Annotated in this window: 16 protein-coding genes and 1 pseudogene; 7 read left to right on the top strand and 10 right to left on the bottom strand. The window is 68.2% G+C overall.

Features of this window, described 5'->3' with window-relative positions:
* Nucleotides 1-7: 7 nt before the first annotated feature.
* The 3 genes from ACYVDK_RS00955 to ACYVDK_RS00945 all read right to left on the bottom strand — a co-directional run bounded on the left by ACYVDK_RS00955 (nucleotide 8) and on the right by ACYVDK_RS00945 (nucleotide 2,921).
* Nucleotides 8-718, bottom strand: coding sequence for a DUF4232 domain-containing protein (locus tag ACYVDK_RS00955; RefSeq protein ID WP_460516615.1), 711 nt, complete (start codon nucleotides 716-718; stop codon nucleotides 8-10).
* 78 nt (nucleotides 719-796) lie between these two features.
* Nucleotides 797-1,426, bottom strand: a complete 630-nt coding sequence (locus ACYVDK_RS00950) for a GNAT family N-acetyltransferase (RefSeq protein ID WP_460516612.1) — start codon at nucleotides 1,424-1,426, stop codon at nucleotides 797-799.
* 199 nt (nucleotides 1,427-1,625) lie between these two features.
* Entirely contained in the window at nucleotides 1,626-2,921 is a 1,296-nt protein-coding gene (locus ACYVDK_RS00945; protein WP_460516609.1) for a glutamyl-tRNA reductase, read from the bottom strand.
* Between the two features lie 197 nt (nucleotides 2,922-3,118).
* On the opposite strand from ACYVDK_RS00945, the gene hemE reads away from it, so the two are divergent.
* The 5 genes from hemE to ACYVDK_RS00920 all read left to right on the top strand — a co-directional run bounded on the left by hemE (nucleotide 3,119) and on the right by ACYVDK_RS00920 (nucleotide 7,508).
* Nucleotides 3,119-4,369: a uroporphyrinogen decarboxylase gene (gene hemE, locus ACYVDK_RS00940; RefSeq protein ID WP_460517352.1), complete on the top strand. Its 1,251-nt coding sequence runs from the start codon at nucleotides 3,119-3,121 to the stop codon at nucleotides 4,367-4,369.
* Between the two features lie 165 nt (nucleotides 4,370-4,534).
* The gene (locus ACYVDK_RS00935) at nucleotides 4,535-6,226 is read left to right on the top strand and encodes a protoporphyrinogen/coproporphyrinogen oxidase (RefSeq protein WP_460516606.1); all 1,692 of its coding nucleotides are present in this window, start codon (nucleotides 4,535-4,537) and stop codon (nucleotides 6,224-6,226) included.
* 49 nt (nucleotides 6,227-6,275) lie between these two features.
* A complete protein-coding gene (locus ACYVDK_RS00930) occupies nucleotides 6,276-6,731 on the top strand; it encodes a hypothetical protein (protein ID WP_460516603.1) in 456 nt (151 codons plus the stop codon).
* On the top strand, nucleotides 6,731-7,243 hold the full coding sequence (locus ACYVDK_RS00925; protein ID WP_460516600.1) for a phage holin family protein: 513 nt from the start codon (nucleotides 6,731-6,733) through the stop codon (nucleotides 7,241-7,243). Before ACYVDK_RS00930 ends, ACYVDK_RS00925 begins: the two co-directional genes overlap by 1 nt.
* Nucleotides 7,233-7,508, top strand: coding sequence for a DUF3618 domain-containing protein (locus ACYVDK_RS00920; protein ID WP_460516597.1), 276 nt, complete (start codon nucleotides 7,233-7,235; stop codon nucleotides 7,506-7,508). Before ACYVDK_RS00925 ends, ACYVDK_RS00920 begins: the two co-directional genes overlap by 11 nt.
* Before the next feature lie 340 nt (nucleotides 7,509-7,848).
* On the opposite strand, the gene hpaD is transcribed toward ACYVDK_RS00920, so the two are convergent.
* From hpaD to ACYVDK_RS00900, 4 genes and pseudogenes are all read right to left on the bottom strand, one after another.
* Nucleotides 7,849-9,009: a 3,4-dihydroxyphenylacetate 2,3-dioxygenase gene (hpaD, locus tag ACYVDK_RS00915; protein WP_460516594.1), complete on the bottom strand. Its 1,161-nt coding sequence runs from the start codon at nucleotides 9,007-9,009 to the stop codon at nucleotides 7,849-7,851.
* A gap of 112 nt (nucleotides 9,010-9,121) precedes the next feature.
* Nucleotides 9,122-10,639 (bottom strand): aldehyde dehydrogenase, encoded by a 1,518-nt coding sequence (gene hpaE, locus ACYVDK_RS00910; protein ID WP_460516591.1) that lies wholly within the window; start codon nucleotides 10,637-10,639, stop codon nucleotides 9,122-9,124.
* A gap of 123 nt (nucleotides 10,640-10,762) precedes the next feature.
* Entirely contained in the window at nucleotides 10,763-11,539 is a 777-nt protein-coding gene (locus ACYVDK_RS00905; protein ID WP_460516589.1) for a GntR family transcriptional regulator, read from the bottom strand.
* A 35-nt stretch (nucleotides 11,540-11,574) separates the two neighbouring features.
* A pseudogene (locus ACYVDK_RS00900) lies at nucleotides 11,575-12,393 on the bottom strand (fumarylacetoacetate hydrolase family protein); the annotation flags it as partial.
* A 294-nt stretch (nucleotides 12,394-12,687) separates the two neighbouring features.
* Between ACYVDK_RS00900 and ACYVDK_RS00895 the strand changes: the two are divergent.
* Nucleotides 12,688-14,070: an MFS transporter gene (locus ACYVDK_RS00895; RefSeq protein WP_460516586.1), complete on the top strand. Its 1,383-nt coding sequence runs from the start codon at nucleotides 12,688-12,690 to the stop codon at nucleotides 14,068-14,070.
* 106 nt (nucleotides 14,071-14,176) lie between these two features.
* Here ACYVDK_RS00895 and ACYVDK_RS00890 read toward each other — a convergent pair whose 3' ends face one another.
* A complete protein-coding gene (locus tag ACYVDK_RS00890) occupies nucleotides 14,177-14,935 on the bottom strand; it encodes an IclR family transcriptional regulator (RefSeq protein WP_460516583.1) in 759 nt (252 codons plus the stop codon).
* Nucleotides 14,936-15,391: 456 nt separating this feature from the next.
* Between ACYVDK_RS00890 and ACYVDK_RS00885 the strand changes: the two genes are divergently transcribed.
* Nucleotides 15,392-17,302, top strand: a complete 1,911-nt coding sequence (locus ACYVDK_RS00885; protein ID WP_460516580.1) for an FAD-binding monooxygenase — start codon at nucleotides 15,392-15,394, stop codon at nucleotides 17,300-17,302.
* 128 nt (nucleotides 17,303-17,430) lie between these two features.
* Here the strand turns inward: ACYVDK_RS00885 and ACYVDK_RS00880 are convergent, their stop codons facing one another.
* Both ACYVDK_RS00880 and ACYVDK_RS00875 read right to left on the bottom strand, forming a co-directional pair.
* Complete coding sequence (locus ACYVDK_RS00880) at nucleotides 17,431-19,128, bottom strand: HNH endonuclease signature motif containing protein (RefSeq protein ID WP_460516578.1); 1,698 nt, start codon at nucleotides 19,126-19,128, stop codon at nucleotides 17,431-17,433.
* Nucleotides 19,129-19,749: 621 nt separating this feature from the next.
* Nucleotides 19,750-20,022, bottom strand: coding sequence for a hypothetical protein (locus ACYVDK_RS00875; protein ID WP_460516576.1), 273 nt, complete (start codon nucleotides 20,020-20,022; stop codon nucleotides 19,750-19,752).
* Between the last annotated feature and the right edge of the window lie 60 nt (nucleotides 20,023-20,082).

Genomic DNA, 20,082 nt, shown 5'->3' with positions numbered 1-20,082 from the left:
GGTTACGTCACTGCGGCGCGACGGGTGAAACCACGGTGAGCAGGTGCACCTTGTCGTTCTGGCACGCGGTGAGGTCGGCATCCTTCACGAAGACCGACTTCGTCGAGTGCGGCGGATAGACGCGAAGTCCGTCGGCGGCCAGCGGCTGGCACTGACTCGAGTCGTAGTTGCCGGCTTGCACGATGCGCAGATTCGCGGCCACGGCCGAGCCGGGCTGCAGCGTGTTCTGCACGATCGGCTTGGACTGGTCCCAGTCGGCCGCGGCGCCGAGCTGAGTGCCGTTGCCCTTGCCCACGAACGAGACGCCGGGAAACCCGTGAAGTCCGCATGGCTTCGACGACGTGTTCGTGAACACGATGGGCACGTAGTCGCTGCCGGCGGTACCGCTGAACGAGCCGAGGGTGACGGAGAGGTCGCTCACCGAGCAGGTCGCGAGGGCGCCGGAAGTCTGGGTCGGCCTCGGAGTGCCGCTCCCGCTCGGGGCTGGGCTGGATGTCGTGACGGTCGGGCTCGATGTCGGCGTCACCTTGCCGCTCTGCGCGAAGACGAGCGAGGCGACCACCACGAGCAGCACCACGACCACGACCGCCAGCACGATGATGGCGACGGTACGCCCGCGGATGCCCCGCTTCGGTCCTTCCGGACCGCCGGATCCGCCCGCACCTCCCGCGCCCGGATCTTCACCGAACGGCTCGGGGAACCCCTGCTGATCGCTCATCCACCCATGGTGCACCGGATGCCGGTCACGGCCCGGGCAGACACACCCCGGTCCCGGCGCGCCCGAGTTGCTCGGCCGTCAGGCGCTGACGGTCTGGGCGGCCATGAACTCGCGGTCCAGCAGGCCGAAGATGGCGACGTCGCGCCACTCACCGTCCACGTGGTCGCGGTCGCGCAGCAGGGCCTCGCGAGACATCCCGAGAATCTCGCACAGTCGAGCGGATGCCTCGTTCGCGGCATCCAACTCCGCATAGACGCGGTGCGCGCCCAACTCGTCGAACGCCACCTTCAGCAGCGCGTTGGCGGCCTCCGTGGCGAAACCACGACCGTGTACGGCCGGATGGAAGACCCAGCCGATCTCGACCTGGGCATCCTTCGCGCTCTTCACGAACAGGCTGACGTCGCCGATCACGCGGTGGTCATCCGAGCCGTCGGTGGCGCACAACTCGACCGCGAAGATGAGACCGTCGCCGTCGTGGGCCAGCCGCTCGAGAGCGATGCGCTTCTCGAGGTTCTTCGCCGGCTCGTCGTGGTCGTGCACCTCCCAGCGCAGGTAGCGCACGACGTCGGTGCGTTTCTGGTAGTTCTCGCTGCGATTCTCCAGATCGCTCTTCGTCAGCGGGCGTAGCCGCAGCCGATCCGTGGAGATCTCACGCGTCTGGAACGGCAGAGCCAGCAGGCCGGCATCGGTCGTCGTCTCGGAAGTCATCTGGAGTTCCGTTCCCTCGTCGTCTCTGACAGCGGTTCGTCGCCCGGCGACGGCGTTCCGCGGGTTGTTCGTTCTGTCGAGCTTCGTGTTGCCCGGGCCTGTTCCGGTGAGCCCAATTCCGGTGAGCCCAATCCCGGTGGGCCCAGTTCCTGTGAGCTCAGTTCCGGTGAGTGCGGTAATGGCATCCGTGTCGCGCGGATCAGGATGCCTCGCCCGTCTCAGCAACGATACGCAGGGTCGGCCGTGCTTCCGAATCGAGACCGAAGACGGCGTTCACTCCGGCGATGAAGGCATCTGCGTCGCCGTCGCGCGACAGTTCGCGCGCCCGCGTGGACGGCGTGTGCAGCAGCACTCCGACCAGATGGCGCAGCGCCGCCTCGGCCTGCTCGGCCTGCTCCGGCGATTCGCTACGCCTTCTGACGCGCTCGATCTCCGCCTCCAACACACCGAACACGTGCGCGCGCAGAGCGACCACGGCGGGCTCGGCTTCGCGCTCGTCGCCCTTGGCCGCGAACTCGGCAGCGGCGTCGCCGACGATCGTGCGGGCACGCTCCGTGGCCGTGAAGTCCTCCAGCGGTGCGTGCAGCCCGATCGTCTCGAGGTCGAGCAGCTCGGTGCCGGTCACCCAGGCGACGTCGCGGTCGACGTTGCGCGGCAGGCCGAGATCGATCACGAGGCGGTGCACGACGGAGTCCGGTCGATGGCTCGCCCGCTCGACGAGCGCGCGATCGAGCAGCACCGTCGGAGCGGCGCTGCACGTGACGACGAGCTCGGATGCCGCCACCGCCTCGAGAAGTCCGTCGCGGTCCACCGCATCGACATCGTGCTTCACCGCGAACGCCTGCGCGCGTCCGGTGCGCGACCATACCCGCACGTTCTCGGCACCGCGGTCACGGAGCGCCTTGAGCGTCGTAGCCGCGTAGTTGCCGGTGCCGACGAGCAGGATGTTCGCACTCGCCCAGTCCGCGATCCGGCTGCTCGCCAGTTCCAGCGCGAGCCGCACGATGGATCGACCCGCGGAGCCGACCTTGGAGCCGTTCTTCACCTCACGCGAGACGCGTGACGCGTTCTGGAAGAGCCGCTCGAGCTCGGTGGTCGCGCTACCGTGCCTGCGGGCCTTCTCGAGCGCTCGGCGCACCTGGCCCGCGATCTCACCCTCGCCCACGACCAGCGACTCGAGACCACTCGCCACCGAGAAGAGGTGGTCGGCGACGCCGTGGTCGCGTACGACGGCGGTGGATGCCTGCAGTTCGTCGGGCGTGACGCCGGTGGCGGCGCCGATGGTGGTCAGCGCGAGGCGGGCGGCATCGGCGGCTGCGGCATCCGTCACGTCGAGGTAGGCCTCGAACCGGTTGCAGGTGGCCAGCACGACGGACCCCGCGAAGGCATCCGAGCGCGCTCGCAGCGCCGCGTCGACGTCACCCGCGTGTCGTTCGAGCCGCTCGAGCAATTCGAATTCGGCGGTGCGATGGCTCGCGGTGAAGCAGAGAAGCACGCGTTCGATGGTACGCCGGTGTGTCTGTGCGTTCGTGCGAGGGCTGCAAGCGGCTCCGGCCGCTTCCTTCTCGCTTGTCTGCGCCAGGTTGCAGTCATTGCGCCAGAAGACGTGGCGCAATCACCGCAAAGTGGCGCAGACACGAGCGGTTGGGTGCGCGGGCGGCACGGGCGAGACGCTCAGCGGGCGGTGCGAGAATCGAGCGTGTGACGTCACCCGAACCGGCCACGCAGAGCACGCCGAGCACACAGCACACGCCGGCCACGCGGCACACGCCGAGCGCCCAGGCGGCCCAGCCTTCGGAGGCGCCCGCGTCTTCTCGGGAGCTCGGGGCGGAGCATCCGCTTGTCGCAGGGCGCACGTCCAGATCGCCGCTCCTCACGGCATACTCCGGGCGCCGACCGGCCGTGCTGCCGGTGTGGTTCATGCGGCAGGCGGGCCGTTCGCTGCCCGAATACCGCGAGCTTCGCATCGGGACGAGCATGCTGCATGCCTGCCTCGACCCCGCCCTCGCCAGCGAGATCACGCTGCAGCCCGTGCGCAGACACCGGGTCGATGCGGCCATCTTCTTCAGCGACATCGTCGTTCCGCTGAAGCTCGCAGGCCTCGACATCGACATCGTGCCGGGCAAGGGGCCGGTGCTCGAGGCGCCGGTGCGCACGGCGGCAGACATCGCGGCGCTGCCCGCTCTCGATCCGGATGCGCTCGCTCCCGTGGTCGAGGGCGTACGGCAGACGGTCAGCGGCCTGGCCGCGCTCGGGCACGTTCCCCTGATCGGCTTCGCCGGCGCGCCGTTCACGCTCGCCGCGTACCTCGTCGAGGGCGGTCCGTCGAAGGACCACATTCGCGCTCGCACGCTCATGCACGCGGAACCGGACGCCTGGCACGCCCTGATGGCGTGGGCTGCGGATGTGACCGGCACGTTCCTGCGCGCACAGGTGCTTGCGGGCGCGAGCGCCGCCCAGCTGTTCGACTCGTGGGCGGGCGCGCTCTCGCTGGAGGACTACACGCGGCACGTCGCACCGGCATCCGCTCGGGCGCTGTCGCACGTGCGTGATCTCTCGTACCCCGATCCGGACGAGCCGACAGGCGAGGCGACGGGCGGGCCCGCAAAGCGCAACGTGCCGATCGTGCACTTCGGAGTCGGCACCAGCGAGCTGCTACGAGCGATGCACGACATCGGAACCGACGTGGTCGGCGTCGACTACCGGGTGCCGCTCGATGAGGCGAGCAGGAGGCTCGGCAACATCGTTCCGCTTCAGGGCAACATCGATCCCGCCTATCTGGATGCCCCGTGGCCGGTCATCGAGGCGCACGTGCGCGACGTGGTCGAGCGAGGCCGCAGTGCGCCGTCCCACGTGGTCAACCTGGGCCACGGGGTGCCGCCCGGGACGGACCCCGCCGTTCTGACACGCATCGTCGAGCTCGTGCACGGACTGCCCGCATGAGCCGACGGCATGGTCGCCCGGCCACGGCTCAGACCCGCATCCGGCTCACGTCGCGAAGTCGGCCCTCAAGCGCGGCCCGAAAGGGTGGACTTCACGACGTGAACGACGAGGGCGGGGCGTTGCGGTTGGGGGGCTCGGGGCCTGTGAACGGGAGGCGAGACATCCATGGCGGACGATGAGGCGCGCAAGGTGCGCGAAGCCTTCGAACGCGCGATCACCGACCACCCGACTCGTGTGGTCGTGATCGGCGGAGGCGCCGCCGGGCTGGTCGCGGCGCGCGAGATCGCGCGTCCCGGCTTCGACGTCACAGTGCTGGAAGAGCGGCAGGAACTCGGCGGAAGCGTCGCGCGGCACGAGGTCGCGGGTATCCGATTGGATGCCGGTGCAGAGAGCTTCGCCACTCGCGGTGGACATGTGGCCGAGCTGCTCGACGAGCTCGGTCTCGCCGATGCCGTCGCGACGCCCCTTGCCGCCGGCGCTTGGCTCCAACTCCCCGGACGCGCCGTGCCTATGCCCAAGGCCGGGCTTCTGGGCATCCCGAGCTCGCCGCTGGCCAGCGACGTGATCGCCGCGATCGGCTGGGGCGGCGCGTTCCGCGCGTACCTGGACCGACTGATCCCCGTGCTCAAGATCGGCGAGGAGCGCAATCTCGGCCGGCTCGTGCGGAGGCGCATGGGGGAGGCGGTGCTGCAGAACCTGGTCGCACCGGTGACCACGGGCGTGTATTCGGCCTCGCCCGACGAGCTCGACGTCGCGGTCGCCGCGCCCGGATTGAGTCAGGCGATCACGCGCACCGGCTCGCTTTCCGGCGGCGTCTCCGTGCTGCGCGAGAAGGCGAAGGCCGGTTCAGCTGTCGGTGGTCTCATCGGCGGCATGGCGCGACTCGTCGACGTGCTGGCGACGGATGCTCGTGCCCGCGGCGCCGTGCTGCGCACCGGAACGAAAGTGGTCGGGCTGCGTCCCGGCGGTGAGGCGGCGAGCGGCGGCCCGGAGTCCAGCAGCGCCTCCGACGTGCCCGGGGACACCGAAGCGCTCGCCGCCTCGGTCGATGCGGCGTTCGGTGACGCACCCGGCCCATCGACGCAGGGCCTTTCGACGCAGGGCGAATCGAAGCGGGTCGAATCGACGCAGGGCCCATCGACGCAGGGCGAATCGACGCAGGAGCCGCGCCGACCGGGGCGTTGGCTCGTGCAGCTCGCCGGTGGAGAGACGCTCGACGCCGACGTCGTGCTGATGGCGGCGCCCGCCGATGCGGCCCTCGGGTTGCTGGGGCAGGCATCCGACTCGCTGTCATCGCTTGTCGACCTCGGCTGGCCGCAGGCGTCTACGGTCGACATCGTGACGCTCGTGGTCGACGACGACCGCCTCGACGCGGCGCCACGGGGCACCGGGATGCTCGTGGCCGAGTCCGTGCCGCAGAGTCAAGTTGCGGCGAAGGCACTGACCCACGTCACGGCGAAGTGGCCGTGGGTCGCGAAGCAGCTCCCCGCCCGTCGCCACGTTCTCAGGCTCTCCTACGGGCGAGCCGGGTCTCCGAGCCCGCTGGCGGGCATGGACGAGTCGGGCATCCGCTTGCGCGCCCTCGCCGATGCGTCAACCCTCTTGAATATTCCGCTAGCGGAATCTAATGTCGTCGGATCGGATGCGGTGCGCTGGACGAACGCTTCTCCCCCTGCCGCGCAGGGGCAGCGGGAGCGCGTCGACCGAGTGCGAAGCGCGGTCGACGGGGTGGACGGAATCGAGGTGACAGGCTCCTGGCTGACGGGAACAGGGCTCGCCTCGGTGGTGCCGGATGCCCGCAAGGCCGCCGAACGCATCCGCGCACTACGCTGGAAGACGCTGACCGGAAACGGCTGACCGGGCCGACCGGGAGTCGCAAGACGAACACTGCAGGGGCGGGGGCACCATGAAGGGCAAGGTTCTCTTCGTCGTCGGGCTGGGAGCCGGGTACGTGCTCGGCACTCGGGCCGGACGACAGAGGTACGAGCAGATCAAGTCCGCCTGGCTGAAGGTGTGGGAGGCGCCCGTCGTGCAGAAGCAGGTTCACGCGGCGCAGGACTACGCGGCCGATCGCATCGGCGACCTGGGCACGGCCGTGACGGAGAGCGTCAAGCGTGCGGTGACGAAGTCGAACGGTTCGGCATCGAAGTCGAACGGATCGGGCTCGAAGTCGGGCGCGTCGGGCTCGAACGGGTCGGCGTCGAAGTCGGGTTCGACATCGGACGTGAAGGAGTCGCCGGCGGGGTCGAAGGCTTCCGGCACGAAGTCGGGCACCTCGAAAGCGAGCGGTTCGAAGTCGGGTGGCGTGCGACGGCGCTCCGCCGACGCCGGTGGGGCAGGATCGGGCGGGCAGGCGTCCTGATGTCCGAGAGCGCTCGTGAGCCGGGTTCAGGATCGCCGAACGCACAGTCGTCGAGTGCACAGTCGTCGAGTGCGCGGCAGTCGAGCACACGGCCGTCGAGCATCGGGGACCGAGGGCTGCGCGACAAGCGCTCGCTGATCCAGTTGCTGCGCGATCTGCCGGGACTCGTCGTCGCGCTGCTCAAGGCGGAACTCGCACAGCTCAAGGCCGAGCTGGTGCGCAAGGCCGTCAACATGGGCATCGGCATCGGCCTGTTCGTCGTGGCCGCTGCGCTTCTGTTCTTCATGCTCGGCACGCTCGTGGCTGCGGCAGTGCTCGGCATCGCGGTCGCGCTGCCGGCTTGGCTTGCGGCGCTCATCGTCGCGGCAGGCCTGCTGATCCTCGCCGGAATCATCGGCCTCGTCGGCCTCTCGGTGCTGAAGCGCGGCATGCCGCCCGCACCGACCGAGACCATCGAGAGCATCAAGAAGGACGTCAACGCGGTGAAGGGGCTGGGCGACTATGACCACTGAACCTGTGGAGTCGGGCAACGTCTCGCCGGGAGCGCGCAAGGATGCTGAGGCGGGCACGGGGTCGGGCCCTGCCGCCGACGTGGCGGCCGCCCGCGCAGAACTCGCCGCGACACTCGATGCCCTGCAGGACAAGCTGAACGTGCCGCGGCGCATCCGCACCGCAGCCGAGGAGAACCCGCTGGGTCTCGCCGCGGTTGCAGCCGGTGTCGTCGCCGCGATCGCCGGCACGGTGTGGCTCGCCGTGCGGATGCTGCGCTCGCGGTAAGGCGAGCGCCCGGTCCTGCGCTACCTCGCCGCCGGAGGTCTGCGCCACCGGACCGCGCCGCCGGATCGCCGCGAAGTCCGCGAGACTGCACGCACACCCCGAAACAGCGGGATTCACCCGCAGTCTCGGGGTGTGCGTGCAGTCTCGCGACTTACCCGCGGTCTCGGGTTTGGCGTGCAGTCTTGGGATTCACCCGCGGTCTGGGGGTGCGCGATCGGTCTCGGGGGGTGCGTTGCGGTCTCGGGTTTTGCCCGCGGCCCCGGGCGTTCGTGCCGTCTCCGGGTGGGTGTGCGGTCTCGGGTGCGCGTGCGGTCTCACCGCCGCGGGGATGAGACCGCCGTCACACCTGGTGGCCGAGCTTGTACTCCCCCTGCTTCCATTCCGGCATGGACTCCTCGTTCTCGCGAGTGTACGAGAAGCCGTCGGCGCCGATGGTGACGCTCATCTCGGATGCCTCGGTGCGGGCGAGAACCGGCTGCGGGTTGCCGTCGAGATCGAGCACGAGTGACGCATCCGTGTACCAGCTCGGCACGACCGGATTGCCCCACCAGTCGCGGCGCTGGTTGTCGTGCACGTCCCAGGTGACCACCGGGTTGTCGGGGTCGCCGGTGTAGTAGTCCTGCGTGTAGATCTCCACTCGGTGGCCGTCGGGGTCGCGCAGGTAGAGGTAGAACGCGTTCGAGACGCCGTGGCGCCCAGGGCCGCGCTCGATGCAGTCGGAGCGCCGCAAGGCGCCGAGCTTGTCGCAGATGGCGAGGATGTTGTGCTTCTCGTGCGTGGCGAACGCGACGTGGTGCATCCGCGGTCCGTCACCGCCGGTCATGGCCGTGTCGTGCACGGTGGGCTTGCGGCGCATCCATGCCGCGTAGACGATGCCCTCCTCGTCCTGGATGTCTTCGGTGACCCGGAAGCCGAGGTCTTGCATGAACTTCACGGCGCGCGGCACGTCGGGCGTGACCTGGTTGAAGTGGTCGAGGCGAACGAGCGAACCTGGCGTGTACAGGTCGTAGCGCCACGCGAGGCGCTCCACGTGCTCGACGTCGTGGAAGAACTCGTACGGGAAGCCGAGCGGGTCGGTCACGCGCACCGAGTCCCCGATCCCCTTCGTGTAGCCGTCCGCACGACGTTCGACGCGGCATCCGAGTTCCGTGTAGAAGGCGACCGCCTTGTCGAGGTCTTCGGGTGTGCGCACCCGGTACGAGAACGCGGCGACGGCGGCCACGTCGCCCTGACGCAGCACGAGGTTGTGGTGGATGAACTCCTCGAGCGAGCGCAGGTAGACGGTGTTCTCGTCTTCCTCGGTCACGGTGAGGCCGAGCACATCGACGTAGAAGTCGCGGGATCGCTTCAGGTCGGTGACGACCAGCTCCATGTAGGCGCAGCGCAGGATGTCCGGCGCAGGCGCCTGCGGTGTCGGTGTGGGGTCGGTGCACTCGATCGGCGCCTCCTGGGAGACGTAGAAGCCCGACGAGGTCAGCGTCATGTCGTCGCGGTGGGTCATGGTCAGCGTCCTTGCGTGTGAATTGTCCCGCTGGTTGAGCTTGTCGAAACCGGCACGAGTGGCAATCAGCGATGCTGGTTTCGACAAGCTCAACCAGCGGGAACGGGTTGGGTCAGTTCTTGCCGAAGGTGGGGTTCGGGGTGGGGCCGAGCGTGATGTGCACGGCCTGCTGGTCGGTGTAGAAGTCGATCGAGCGGTAGCCGCCCTCATGCCCGAGACCGGATGCCTTCACGCCGCCGAACGGCGTGCGCAGGTCGCGCACATTGTTGGAGTTGAGCCACACCATGCCGGCATCGATCGACTGCGAGAAGTTGTGGGCGCGCTTCAGGTCGTTCGTCCACACGTATGCGGCGAGTCCGTACTTCACGCCGTTGGCGAGCTCGAGGGCCTCCTCGTCGGTGTCGAACGGCGTGATCGCCACGACCGGACCGAAGATCTCCTCCTGGAAGATGCGTGCCGAAGGTGCGACATCCGCGAAGACCGTCGGTGCGACGAAGTTGCCGGTGGGGAAGCCATCCGGTCGACCGCCGCCGGCCACGAGCCGGCCCTCCTGCTTGCCGAGCTCTACGTAGCTCATCACCTTCGCGTAGTGCTCGGGGTGCACGAGCGCGCCCACCTCGGTGGTCTTCTCGTGCGGGTAGCCGACGACCACGCGCTTCGCCTGCGCCGCGTAGCGCTCGACGAACTCGTCGTAGACCTCGCGCTGCACCAGGATGCGCGACCCGGCGGTGCAGCGCTCGCCGTTCAGCGAGAAGACGCCGAAGATCGTGGCGTCGATGGCGGCGTCGAGGTCGGCGTCGGCGAAGACGACGGCCGGGCTCTTGCCGCCCAGCTCCATCGAGAGTCCCTTGAGGAACGGTGCGGCGTTGCCGAAGATCAGCTGCCCGGTGCTGCTCTCTCCCGTGAAGGAGATGAGCGGAACATCCGGATGCTTGACCAGCGCGTCGCCGGCGTCTTCGCCTAGTCCGTTCACCAGGTTGAACACGCCCTTCGGGAGGCCGGCCTCCTCGAAGATGCCGGCCCAGAGGGATGCGGACAGCGGCGTGAACTCCGCCGGCTTCAGCACGACCGTGTTGCCGGTGGCCAGTGCCGGGCCGAGCTTCCACGACTCGAGCATGAACGGCGTGTTCCACGGCGTGATGAGGCCGGCGACGCCGATCGGCTTGCGGTTCACGTAGTTCATCTGGCGGCCGGGCACCTTGAACGCGTCGTCCGCCTGCGCCACGATCAGGTCGGCGAAGAACCGGAAGTTCTCCGCCGCACGACGCGCCTGGCCGAGCGCCTGGGTGATCGGAAGGCCGGAGTCGAAGGACTCCAGCTCGGCGAGACGGGCATCCCGCGACTCCACGATGTCGGCGATGCGGTGCAGCACGCGCGAGCGCTCGCGGGGGAGCATCCTCGGCCACGGGCCCTCGGCGAATGCACGACGGGCGGCGGCGACGGCGCGGTCGATGTCGACCTTCTTGCCGGCCGCAGCGCGCACGTACGTCTCGTTCGTCACCGGGTCGAGCACGTCGAACGTGTCGCCATCGGCCGAGTCGACGAACTCCCCGTCGATGTAGTGCTGGATGTGCTCGGGCAGATCGGCGGGAACGTGCCGCGCGTCGAGCTCGGTGGTGGTGTCGGTCATGGTTCCTCCGGGTGGAGTCGAGGTGGTTCGTGTTGGTGGGCTTCGTAGGGATATACCGCCTGCTGCCGGTCCTAGGCCGTGCCGCCTGCTGCTGGTCCTAAGGCGTCCCGCCTGCCGCCGGGCCTAGAGCGTCCCGCCTGCCGCGGGTTGAGCCTGTCGAAACCGCCCTTCAACGGTTTCGACAGGTTCGACCGGCGGTGTCCCCGCCGGGTGGCGGGCCGCAAGGAAGGCATCGAGAGTTCGCCAGCGGTGGCGCCGGGCGGCGAGTTCGATGTCGAGCGCGTCCGCACCGGCGCGGATGAGCCGCACGATCTCCTCGTGCTCGGCGACCGAATGCCTGGCGCGCTGCGGCACGAACGAGAACGTGGAGTCGCGGACGCCACGCAGCCGCCCCCAGCCGCGCTGCACGAGATCGAGGATGTGCGGGTTCGGGCACGGCTCGAACAGCACGGAGTGGAACTGCTCGTTGGTGCGAGTGAACTCGTGCGGGTCGAGCTCGTCGAGCATGCGCCGCATGCGCTCGTTGATCTCCAGCGCGCGGTCGAGATCGGCATCCTTCAGGAGGGGCGCGGAGAGTGCCGTCGCCGCGCCCTCGACGAGGCCGAGCGTCTGCATCGCGTAGGTGTACTCGGACTCGTCGGCCAGCGCGACGCGCGCGCCGACGTTGTGCTCGAACGTGACGAAGCCCTCGGCCTCGAGGCGCCTGATCGCCTCGCGCACGGGAACGACGCTCATCGACAGGTCGTCAGCGATGGTGCCGAGCACGAGCCGGTAGCCGGGGCTGTAGCGGTGGTCGACGATCCGCTCGCGAACGTAGGCGTAGGCCTGTTCCGACTTGCTGCCGGCCGGGGACTTGCCGACGGCATCCGCCGAACCGGTCGTCAGCAGAGTCTCGCTCACTGTTCGGTCTCCTCGGAAGGGGTGCCTGTCGATGCCGGCGAGAGCGCCGGTTCGGCGGCTGCGAGCCCTGCCGCCTCCCTCGATCCCCAGGCCTCCTCGCGCTGCGTGTCGTCGACCGCCGGCAACGACCCGAGCTCGGGGTCGAACCCTGCGACGCCCTCGACCACCTCGGTCACGAGGCGACCGGACGACGGATGCCCCGCCGCACCGGGTGCATCCACCTCCACCTCGACGACGTCGCCGGGCTGCACCACGGAGGAGCCGGCGGGTGTGCCGGTGAGGATGACGTCTCCCGCCTCGAGTGTGAAGTGCTGGGAGAGGTCGGCGACGAACTGCGCCAGCGGGAAGATCAGGCCATCGGTGGTGTCGTCCTGCACGAGCCTGCCGTTCACCCAGGTGCGCAGTCGGAGCGCCTGTGGATCGATCGCGCGCGCGTCGATGAGCCGGGCTCCGATCGGTGTGAACCCGTCACCACCCTTGGAGCGCACGTTGGATCCCTTGTCGTTGGCGCGAAGGTCGTACAGCCCGAAGTCGTTCGCGGCCGTGACCCAGGCGACGTGATCCCACGCTCGCGCGGGCGAGACGTTCCGAGCATCCGTGCCGATGATGAGAGCGATCTCGCCCTCGAACGCGAGCAGTTCGGTGCCGGCCGGACGCACGATCTCCCCGCCGGATGCCTGCACCGAGCTAGACGGCTTGAAGAAGTAGGAGGGGGCGGCCGGGCGGCGCCCACGCTGCCGAGCACGCGATGCGTAGCTGAGGTGGACGGCGACGATCTTGCCTGGGCGTGACGGGAGCGCGGCGAATCGCGGATCCGGTGCAGTCGCGTTCGCTGCGATGGTTTCGCTGGTCATGACCTGCATTCTCCTTCTCAGGCGCAGTTCCGTCAGGCGCAGTCCGCATCGGTGCGCCATTGCATTGTATCTCAAATCGTATATGATCGGCATGCCGAGTGACCCTCGGCACGACGTGAAGCCGAACCGCAAGCGTGCTGGGTCAAGCATCCAGCAGGGTTGGTCAAGTCCCGATCGAACAAGGCCGCGCCGCGCCGGCACCGTCCGCAGTTCCGCCCGCTGGGAAGCGGGGGAGTGTCGCCAAGTCCACCTGCAGCAGCGTGGGGGGCAATCCATGACAAGGGAGTCAGACACATGAGCACCTCAGCTCAATCGGGGTTCACCCCGACAGGCACCATTGCAACAGCAGTCGACCGGCGACGGGTCGTCGTCGCGACCGTCGTCGGAACCACCGTCGAGTGGTACGACTTCTTCATCTACGCATTCGCGGCGGGAGTCGTGTTCGCGAATCTCTTCTTCGAGCCCATGGGCCCGGACTTCGCCCAGATCGTCTCGTTCTTCAGCGTCGGCGTGAGTTTTCTGTTCCGGCCGCTGGGTGCGTTCCTCGCCGGGCACTTCGGCGACAAGATCGGCCGGCGGCCCATGCTGGTGATGACGCTCCTGCTGATGGGCGTCTCGACGACCCTGGTCGGCGTGCTCCCGACACACGCCGTGATCGGCGTGTGGGCACCCGCACTCCTCATTCTGCTGCGCGTCATCCAGGGCATCTCCGCGGGAGGCGAGTGGGGAGGCGCCGTTCTCATGGCGGTCGAGCACGCACCCAAGAAGAAGCGCGGCGTGTTCGGTGCGTCGCCCCAGATCGGGGTGCCGATCGGGCTGCTGCTGGCATCCGTCGTGCTCGCGCTCATGGCGCTCATCGCGCCGGGTGAAGCCTTCCTCGTGTGGGGATGGCGCGTGCCGTTCCTCCTGTCGGTCGTACTGATCGCGGTCGGGTACTGGGTGCGCAGGCGGGTCGATGAGAGCCCCGTATTCCAGGAGATCGCCGAGCGCAAGGAGGAGACGCGGATGCCCATCGTGCAGCTCTTCCGTCGCCACCTGCTGGTCGTGATCGTCGCCGCACTTGTGTTCGCGGGCAACAACGCAGTCGGCTACATGACCACCGGAGGGTACGTGCAGCACTACGCGACGGACCCGAAGGGTGCCATCCGCCTCGATCCGGGGCCGGTCTTCTGGGTGGTCGCGGCCTCCGGCGTGACCTGGCTGATCGCCACCTGGGTAGCGGGATGGCTGTCCGACAAGATCGGGCGCCGCAACACGTACATCCTGGGCTGGATTCTTCAGCTGATCGGCGTCTTCCTGCTGTTCCCGCTCACCAACCTCGGAACACCCTGGTCGCTCTTCGTCGCCCTGGCCAGCCTGACGATCGGTCTCGGGCTGACGTACGGGCCGCAGGCGGCCATGTACGCCGAGCTCTTCCCGGCCTCCATCCGGTTCTCCGGTGTCTCGATCTCGTACGCGATCGGAGCGATCGTCGGCGGAGCGTTCTCGCCGATGATCGCGCAGGCGATCTTCCAGTCCACCCACTCCACCACAGGCATCACCTGGTATCTGGCGGGGATGACGCTCGTGGGACTCGCGGCAACCCTGCTGCTGCGCGACCGCACCGGCATCCCGCTGGGTCCGGAGCACGAGGACGAGCAGAACGCGAGTCCGATCTACGGCCTGTCGAAGGCGTAGGCGAGCGTGTGGGGCGCCCTGCGCGGTGGGGCGCCCTCATACCGTGGGGTGCCCTACTCGTATGAGTGCCCCACATGGTGGGATGCCCTCATACCGTGGGGTGCACCTACTCGCCGAGGGCGTCACGGATGGCGTCTGCCGCGTCGCGCAGGCGGCGCGCGATCCGCTCCGGCTCGATCGCCTCGCCCACATAGACGACGGCGATGGCGGCGCGGCGCCTGCCGCGAAGCCGCAGCGGCACCGAGACGGACTTCAGCGTCGGGATGACCTCGTCGTGGCTGGTGGCCCAGCCGCGTTCCCGCACTGCCGCGACATCGGTGACGATGTGGGCCGGCACGGCGGTCGGCCACTCGCTCTCCGGCATGATCGAGAGCAACGCCTTGCCCGGCGCGCCCGCCCACACCGGATGCCTCGCTCCCGGGCGCTGCGCCACCGACGCAACCGCGTGCCGCGGTTCGACGCTCGCGAGAGTGACGCACTCGTCGTGATCGAGCACGGCGAGAAAGCAGGTCATGCCCAGTTCATCGGCTGCGGCGTTCAGCTCCGGAACGCTCGCGGCCTGAAGATCGGGAACGGCCGCCATCGCAAGCGCTGCGAGCCGCGCGCCGAGCGCGTAGCGCCCGTCGGTTTCGCGCAGGACGAGGCCGTGGTCATCCAGGGTTCGCAGCAGCCGATAGACGATGGAGCGATGCACACCGAGCCGCCGGGCGAGCTCGTCGACGGCGAGCGGCGCGCGCGCGTCGGCGAGCTCCTCCAGAATGCGGATGCCGCGACTCAGCGTCTGCGACGCCGGTGCGGCGGGACCGGGGCCGAATGTGTGGCCCGGGCACTGCGTGTCGGGTGCCCCGGGTGCTATGCCGGTCATGGTGTCGGGTGCCCCGGGTGCTGTGGTGGTCGTGGTGCCGGGTGCCGCGGTCGCGGTGTCGGGCGCGCCGGTCGCTGTGTTGGCGCCGGTCGCGGTGTCGGGTGTGTCGGGTGTGCGGGGGCCGCTGTGTCGGGTGTGCCGGACGGTGTGTCGGGTGCCCGGGTTGCTGTGTCGGGTGCGCCCTCTATTCCCACGCGCGTCATCCTCGTGTGCTGCCGTGCGGGCGGTCGATCGGAGACACGCCGGTGCCGAACCCGAGAGCGGCCGCTTCCGGGCCGCACGGCCGACGTGTCTCCGATTGGCCGCACGCCGAAAGCGGCCATCGCAGTGGGGTCGGTTGCGGCATGGGCGCCTCAAATCTATGATTTGTTCAATAGTAGAACTCAGTGTTCGAATATAGAACACGAAGACCTTCACCACAACCTCGACACCGATGTCCGAGGAAGGATCCACTCCATGCAGTTCCACCACCACGGGTACGTCTCAGGCGACCCGACCGTTCTGCCGGCTGCGGGTGCCGGGATCGATCGGTCCGCAGACATCCCCGACGATGTCGACGTGCTGATCGTCGGCTCCGGACCGGCGGGCATGCTTCTGGCGGCGCAGATGGCGCAGTTTCCCGACGTGACGACACGCCTCATCGAACAGCGCGACGGGCGCCTCGTGCTGGGGCAGGCCGACGGCATCCAACCGCGCAGCGTCGAGACGTTCCAGGCGTTCGGCTTCGCGGAGCGCATCACCGCCGAGGCGTACAACATCGCCTACATGAACTTCTGGGGCCCCGACCCGGAGAACCCGGCCGACATCATCCGCACCTCGCGCACCGAGGACTACGCCAAGCACATCGGCGAATTCCCGCACCTGATCGTGAACCAGGCGAGGGTGCTCGACTACTTCGCCGAGGCCGCCGCGCACGGTCCGGGCCGCATCGTGCCTGACTATGGCGTGGAGTTCCTCGGACTGACTGTTCACGAGATCGGCGACTACCCGGTCGAGGTGCGCATCCGCTACGTCGCGGGCGAGCGCGAGGGCGAAGAGCGGGTCGTGCGCGCCAGGTACGTCGCGGGGGGCGACGGGGCGCGAAGCCGGGTGCGCGATGCGATCGGGCGCAAGCACCTCGGCGAGTTCGCGCGGCATGCATGGGGCGTGATGGATGTCACGGTCAACACCGACTTCCCCGACTGGCGCATCAAGTGCGCGATCAATGCCGAGGCGGGGAACATCCTCCACATTCCCCGCGAGGGCGGCTACCTCTCTCGCATGTACATCGACCTCGGCGAGGTCGCTGACGACGACAATCACAAAGTGCGGCACACTCCGATCGAGGCGGTCATCGCGAAGGCCAACGAGATTCTGCACCCGTACTCGATCGACGTGAAGCAGGTCGCGTGGAGCAGCGTCTACGAGGTCGGGCACCGAGTCACCGACAAGTTCGACGAGGTGCCGGAGGGATCGGATCGCACCCCGCGCGTCTTCCTCATGGGCGATGCCTGTCACACCCACAGTGCCAAGGCCGGCCAGGGCATGAACGTGTCGATGCAGGACGGCTTCAACCTGGGCTGGAAGCTCGGCAACGTGCTCTCCGGCCGCAGCCCCGAGTCGCTGCTGGCCACCTACTCCGCAGAGCGTCAGCCCGTCGCGCAGGAGCTCATCGACTTCGACCGCGAGTGGTCGAGCATGATGGCGCGCAGACCGGAGGATTTCGCAGACCCGCAGGAACTTGCGGACTTCTACCTGCGTACGTCGGACTTCCCGTCCGGATTCCTCACGCAATACAAGCCGTCGATCATCACCGGCGAGCCGACGCACCAAGCGCTGGCGGTCGGGTTCCCGATCGGCAAGCGCTTCAAATCGGCCGAGGTGGTGGGTGTGTGCGATGGGAACATCCAGCATCTGGGTCACCACGCGAAGGCGGACGGACGCTGGCGCATCTACGCCTTCGCTGATGCAGGGACTGCGGGCGAACCGTCGGCTCTCGCCGATTGGGCAGGATGGCTGCAGGATGCCGCCGAGTCGCCACTGCGGCGGTTCACCCCTTCTGGCGACGACGTTGACGCAGTCTTCGACGTGAAGGCGATCTACCAGCAGAACTATGACGAGGTGGACATCGCGAAGGTGCCGGCCGTCTTCATGCCGCAGACCGGTCCTTTCGGCCTGACCGACTGGGAGAAGGTGTATGCGGCGGGGCCTGGCGAGGACATCTTCGACACACGTGAGCTGTCTCGTGACGGAGTCGTGGTGGTCGTGCGCCCGGACCAGTACGTCGCGCACGTTCTTCCGCTGACGGCCACCGATGAACTGACCGCCTTCTTCGAGGGCGTCATGCTGCAGCAGCCAACTGTGGTGTCGTCGCCGACGGTGCAGTAGTCGGTGACAACGCGGTAGGCGTGTGGTCGCGAACCCGGTGGCACGTACGTCGGGTTGGATGCGAGTCCAGCTGCACGTACGTCGTGATGCCCATGCCGGTGCGCAAGCCCGCCCTGCGGGGCTTCCCGCTACCTCGCACCGCCGACTGGCGTCGGTTCCGCGACCGAGCGCGCTCCGGGCGGTCGTCGCTTCGCGACTCTTCGGTGATGCGCCCATCCTGGTGACTTCGTGTGGAGCTCGATCGGAGTGCGAGCTGGATCAACGCTCTTCGGCGGCATCAGCAGGTACTGCGTATTGTCTCTGCTGATCTTCCAGCCGTTGTTGTGGAGCAGCAGATGGTGGAATCTGCAGAGCAGCACGCCGTCGGCGATGTCGGTCCGGCCGTGATCCGCGGCCCAGGCATCGATGTGGTGCGCCTCGGTGCTCCAGGGCGCCCGGTCGCATCCCGGCCAGACGCATCCTCCGTCCCGGGTGCGGAGCACGACGCGCTGCCGTCCGTTGAACAGGCGGCTCTCGCGACCGAGATCGAGTACATTCCCGGCCTCGTCGGTGTGAACGTCGATGGTGCCCGCGTTGCAGAGGTGCGTCTCGATGACAGAAAGCGGCACGGCGTCAACGCTCCCCTCGAGGTGTCCGATGCCGAAGGCAACTCCATCGGGCGCGTCATCGTCGCGGGTGACCATGACGCGAACGGCGGGTCGGTGCGTGCGGAGCGTTGTGGAATCATCCATTGCGGCGCCGCCGCGCAAGACCTCCATCATCGTGTCGAGTGCCAACTGTTCGTTGCTGCGCGGATCGGCGGCGAGCTCATCCGACCAGCGGCGGTCATCTTCGGAGACGAATCGCGGACCGCCTCGCCGCGGGCTCAGAGCAAGGTCGAGCAGCTGGGTCACGAAGACGCCGGACTCATCGTCGAAGACGGCATGTGCTGTCAGCTGACCATCGTGATTGCGGCGCATGGTCCAGGAGCGGTTGTCATACCGCCGCTGCCATCTTTCGCGCACGCCCAACGGGTCGATCTCATCACGCTTACGTCGTGCGAGACCGAAGAGCTCATCGACATGAGTCGACCTCGCCTCGTTGACGAGCGCACTCGCCGCGAGTCGCATCGCCTCAGCCTCGCAGGTCGCGTTCGGCTCCCCCAGTCCGCGAGCGATCGCATCGCCGGCAGCAGGCGACAGGATGCCGGCACTCACGGCTGCGACGATCGGGTGGCTCCAAGGAAGGGGAATGGAGTTCGCGGCGGAGCCCACACGCAGGTCACCTGCGTTGCCATCGGATGGGCCGCCCTCGGGTCCGTCGCCACCGAGTCCGTCGCTGTCTGACCCGCCACCATCGACGAGAAGCGCGCCGCTCATCTCCTTGGCACTCCGTCGCGCTCGTTCGGCGGCGTCGACTTCGCCCATGGCGCCACCCATCCGTACCTGACGGGATGCTTCGCCTCGGCTCGCGCCGGTAAGAGACTGCACGAAGCGAACCGCATTCTGGTGGCCGTTTCGTTGCGCGAGCCCGGCATGACCCAGAGCGCGCTCGGATCGCTTCGCCGCCACGCCGGCAGCGGCGGTGAGTACTGTGTCGAATTCCGCACGTGCGCGAGAGGCATCCGAGATCAATCGAGCCAGCACCTGGTCGGCGAGCGCGTCGATGGACTCGATCAGCGTGCGACCTTCTGCGCTCGTGCGTGTTGAATCGGCGCTCGCGCGAGTTGAATCTGCGCTCGCGTGCGTTGAATCGCGGTACCCGCCCGCGGAACCGGCATTGCCGCACGACAAAGCTGCACAGACACGAGAGGTCGTGTCCGTGAGCCGTTCGACGTTGCTGAGCATGCTCCCAATCTACGGCATAGATTCGAACATATCAACGACACGTACCGTTCCCTGTGCGGATCTACGGGAACTCCGATGCTGGGGACGGAAAGACTGTGTCGATCAGTGTCGAAGATAGGTCCAAATCGATGATCGTGCTCGACCGACTGCCGGTATGGACGCTTTTCGTCCCCACGGAGCCACCCGGAGACTTCTGCACAGACCATCGCAGTCGCGGGCATCCGCTGCTTCGCGATCGACATGATCGGTGCATGTACGACGCAATGCTGCAGACCTACGACGACGACACCCGACTGCCGTCAGTCGACCCCACACAACGCGAACTGGTGCTGCGCGAGGCCGGAATGGGCGCGCGGTCAACCGGCGTGACGCGGACCCACCTCGCCGATGCCACCCGCAGAGAGCCGGCCGACGAACTGGCGTACGGGCTCACGGGACACCTCGGTTCGAGGGTGCCGCCACGGCTTTCGGCAGGACGCGCGAGACGCGACGCAAGGTTGCCGAAAGCGGACGCGCAGCATGCGACGCGACGTCGCGCGACGGCCGCAGCACGAGATCCGGCGCCACGCAGGACGAGATCCGGCGCCACGTCGCACCAGGGCCGCGCCGTCGGGGGCCGGGTCACGCGGCGCGGCGCGCCCGGTTCTTCCAGGAGAGGATCAGCGCCTCGAGCTGTCCGTTCGGGAGGTCGCGCGGGTGGTGGGCGAGCTCGTCCGCGAACTGCTGCTGCTCGAGGTACGAAAGGTTCTGAGCCCACGGGAACGCAGAGATCACCTTGGCGCGGGCATCCATGATCGGCTTCGCCTTGGCGCGGCTCGGGCGCTTACGGCGAGGGGTCGTACTCGTGGAGGACTGCTCCGCGATACGGCTGGAGTTCTTCAACGATTCAGACATTTGTATCTATCAACACCACGAAGCGCAGTTTTATTCGGTTCATCCCAGTGATTTCGTCAG

The organism is Humibacter antri (assembly GCF_054777235.1).
Note: the sequence above shows the minus strand (reverse complement) of the source record. Positions and strands in the feature narration are given on the sequence as shown.

Excerpts from the sequence above, each read along its gene's own strand:
- ACYVDK_RS00885 (WP_460516580.1), top strand. The coding sequence starts at position 15,392 with ATGCAGTTCCACCACCACGGGTACGTCTCAGGCGACCCGACCGTTCTG.
- ACYVDK_RS00895 (WP_460516586.1), top strand. The coding sequence starts at position 12,688 with ATGAGCACCTCAGCTCAATCGGGGTTCACCCCGACAGGCACCATTGCA.
- ACYVDK_RS00890 (WP_460516583.1), bottom strand. The coding sequence starts at position 14,935 with ATGACCGGCATAGCACCCGGGGCACCCGACACGCAGTGCCCGGGCCAC.
- ACYVDK_RS00935 (WP_460516606.1), top strand. The coding sequence starts at position 4,535 with ATGGCGGACGATGAGGCGCGCAAGGTGCGCGAAGCCTTCGAACGCGCG.
- ACYVDK_RS00920 (WP_460516597.1), top strand. The coding sequence starts at position 7,233 with ATGACCACTGAACCTGTGGAGTCGGGCAACGTCTCGCCGGGAGCGCGC.
- hpaD (WP_460516594.1), bottom strand. The coding sequence starts at position 9,009 with ATGACCCACCGCGACGACATGACGCTGACCTCGTCGGGCTTCTACGTC.
- ACYVDK_RS00955 (WP_460516615.1), bottom strand. The coding sequence starts at position 718 with ATGAGCGATCAGCAGGGGTTCCCCGAGCCGTTCGGTGAAGATCCGGGC.
- ACYVDK_RS00880 (WP_460516578.1), bottom strand. The coding sequence starts at position 19,128 with ATGCTCAGCAACGTCGAACGGCTCACGGACACGACCTCTCGTGTCTGT.
- ACYVDK_RS00950 (WP_460516612.1), bottom strand. The coding sequence starts at position 1,426 with ATGACTTCCGAGACGACGACCGATGCCGGCCTGCTGGCTCTGCCGTTC.
- ACYVDK_RS00930 (WP_460516603.1), top strand. The coding sequence starts at position 6,276 with ATGAAGGGCAAGGTTCTCTTCGTCGTCGGGCTGGGAGCCGGGTACGTG.
- ACYVDK_RS00925 (WP_460516600.1), top strand. The coding sequence starts at position 6,731 with ATGTCCGAGAGCGCTCGTGAGCCGGGTTCAGGATCGCCGAACGCACAG.
- hpaE (WP_460516591.1), bottom strand. The coding sequence starts at position 10,639 with ATGACCGACACCACCACCGAGCTCGACGCGCGGCACGTTCCCGCCGAT.
- ACYVDK_RS00875 (WP_460516576.1), bottom strand. The coding sequence starts at position 20,022 with ATGTCTGAATCGTTGAAGAACTCCAGCCGTATCGCGGAGCAGTCCTCC.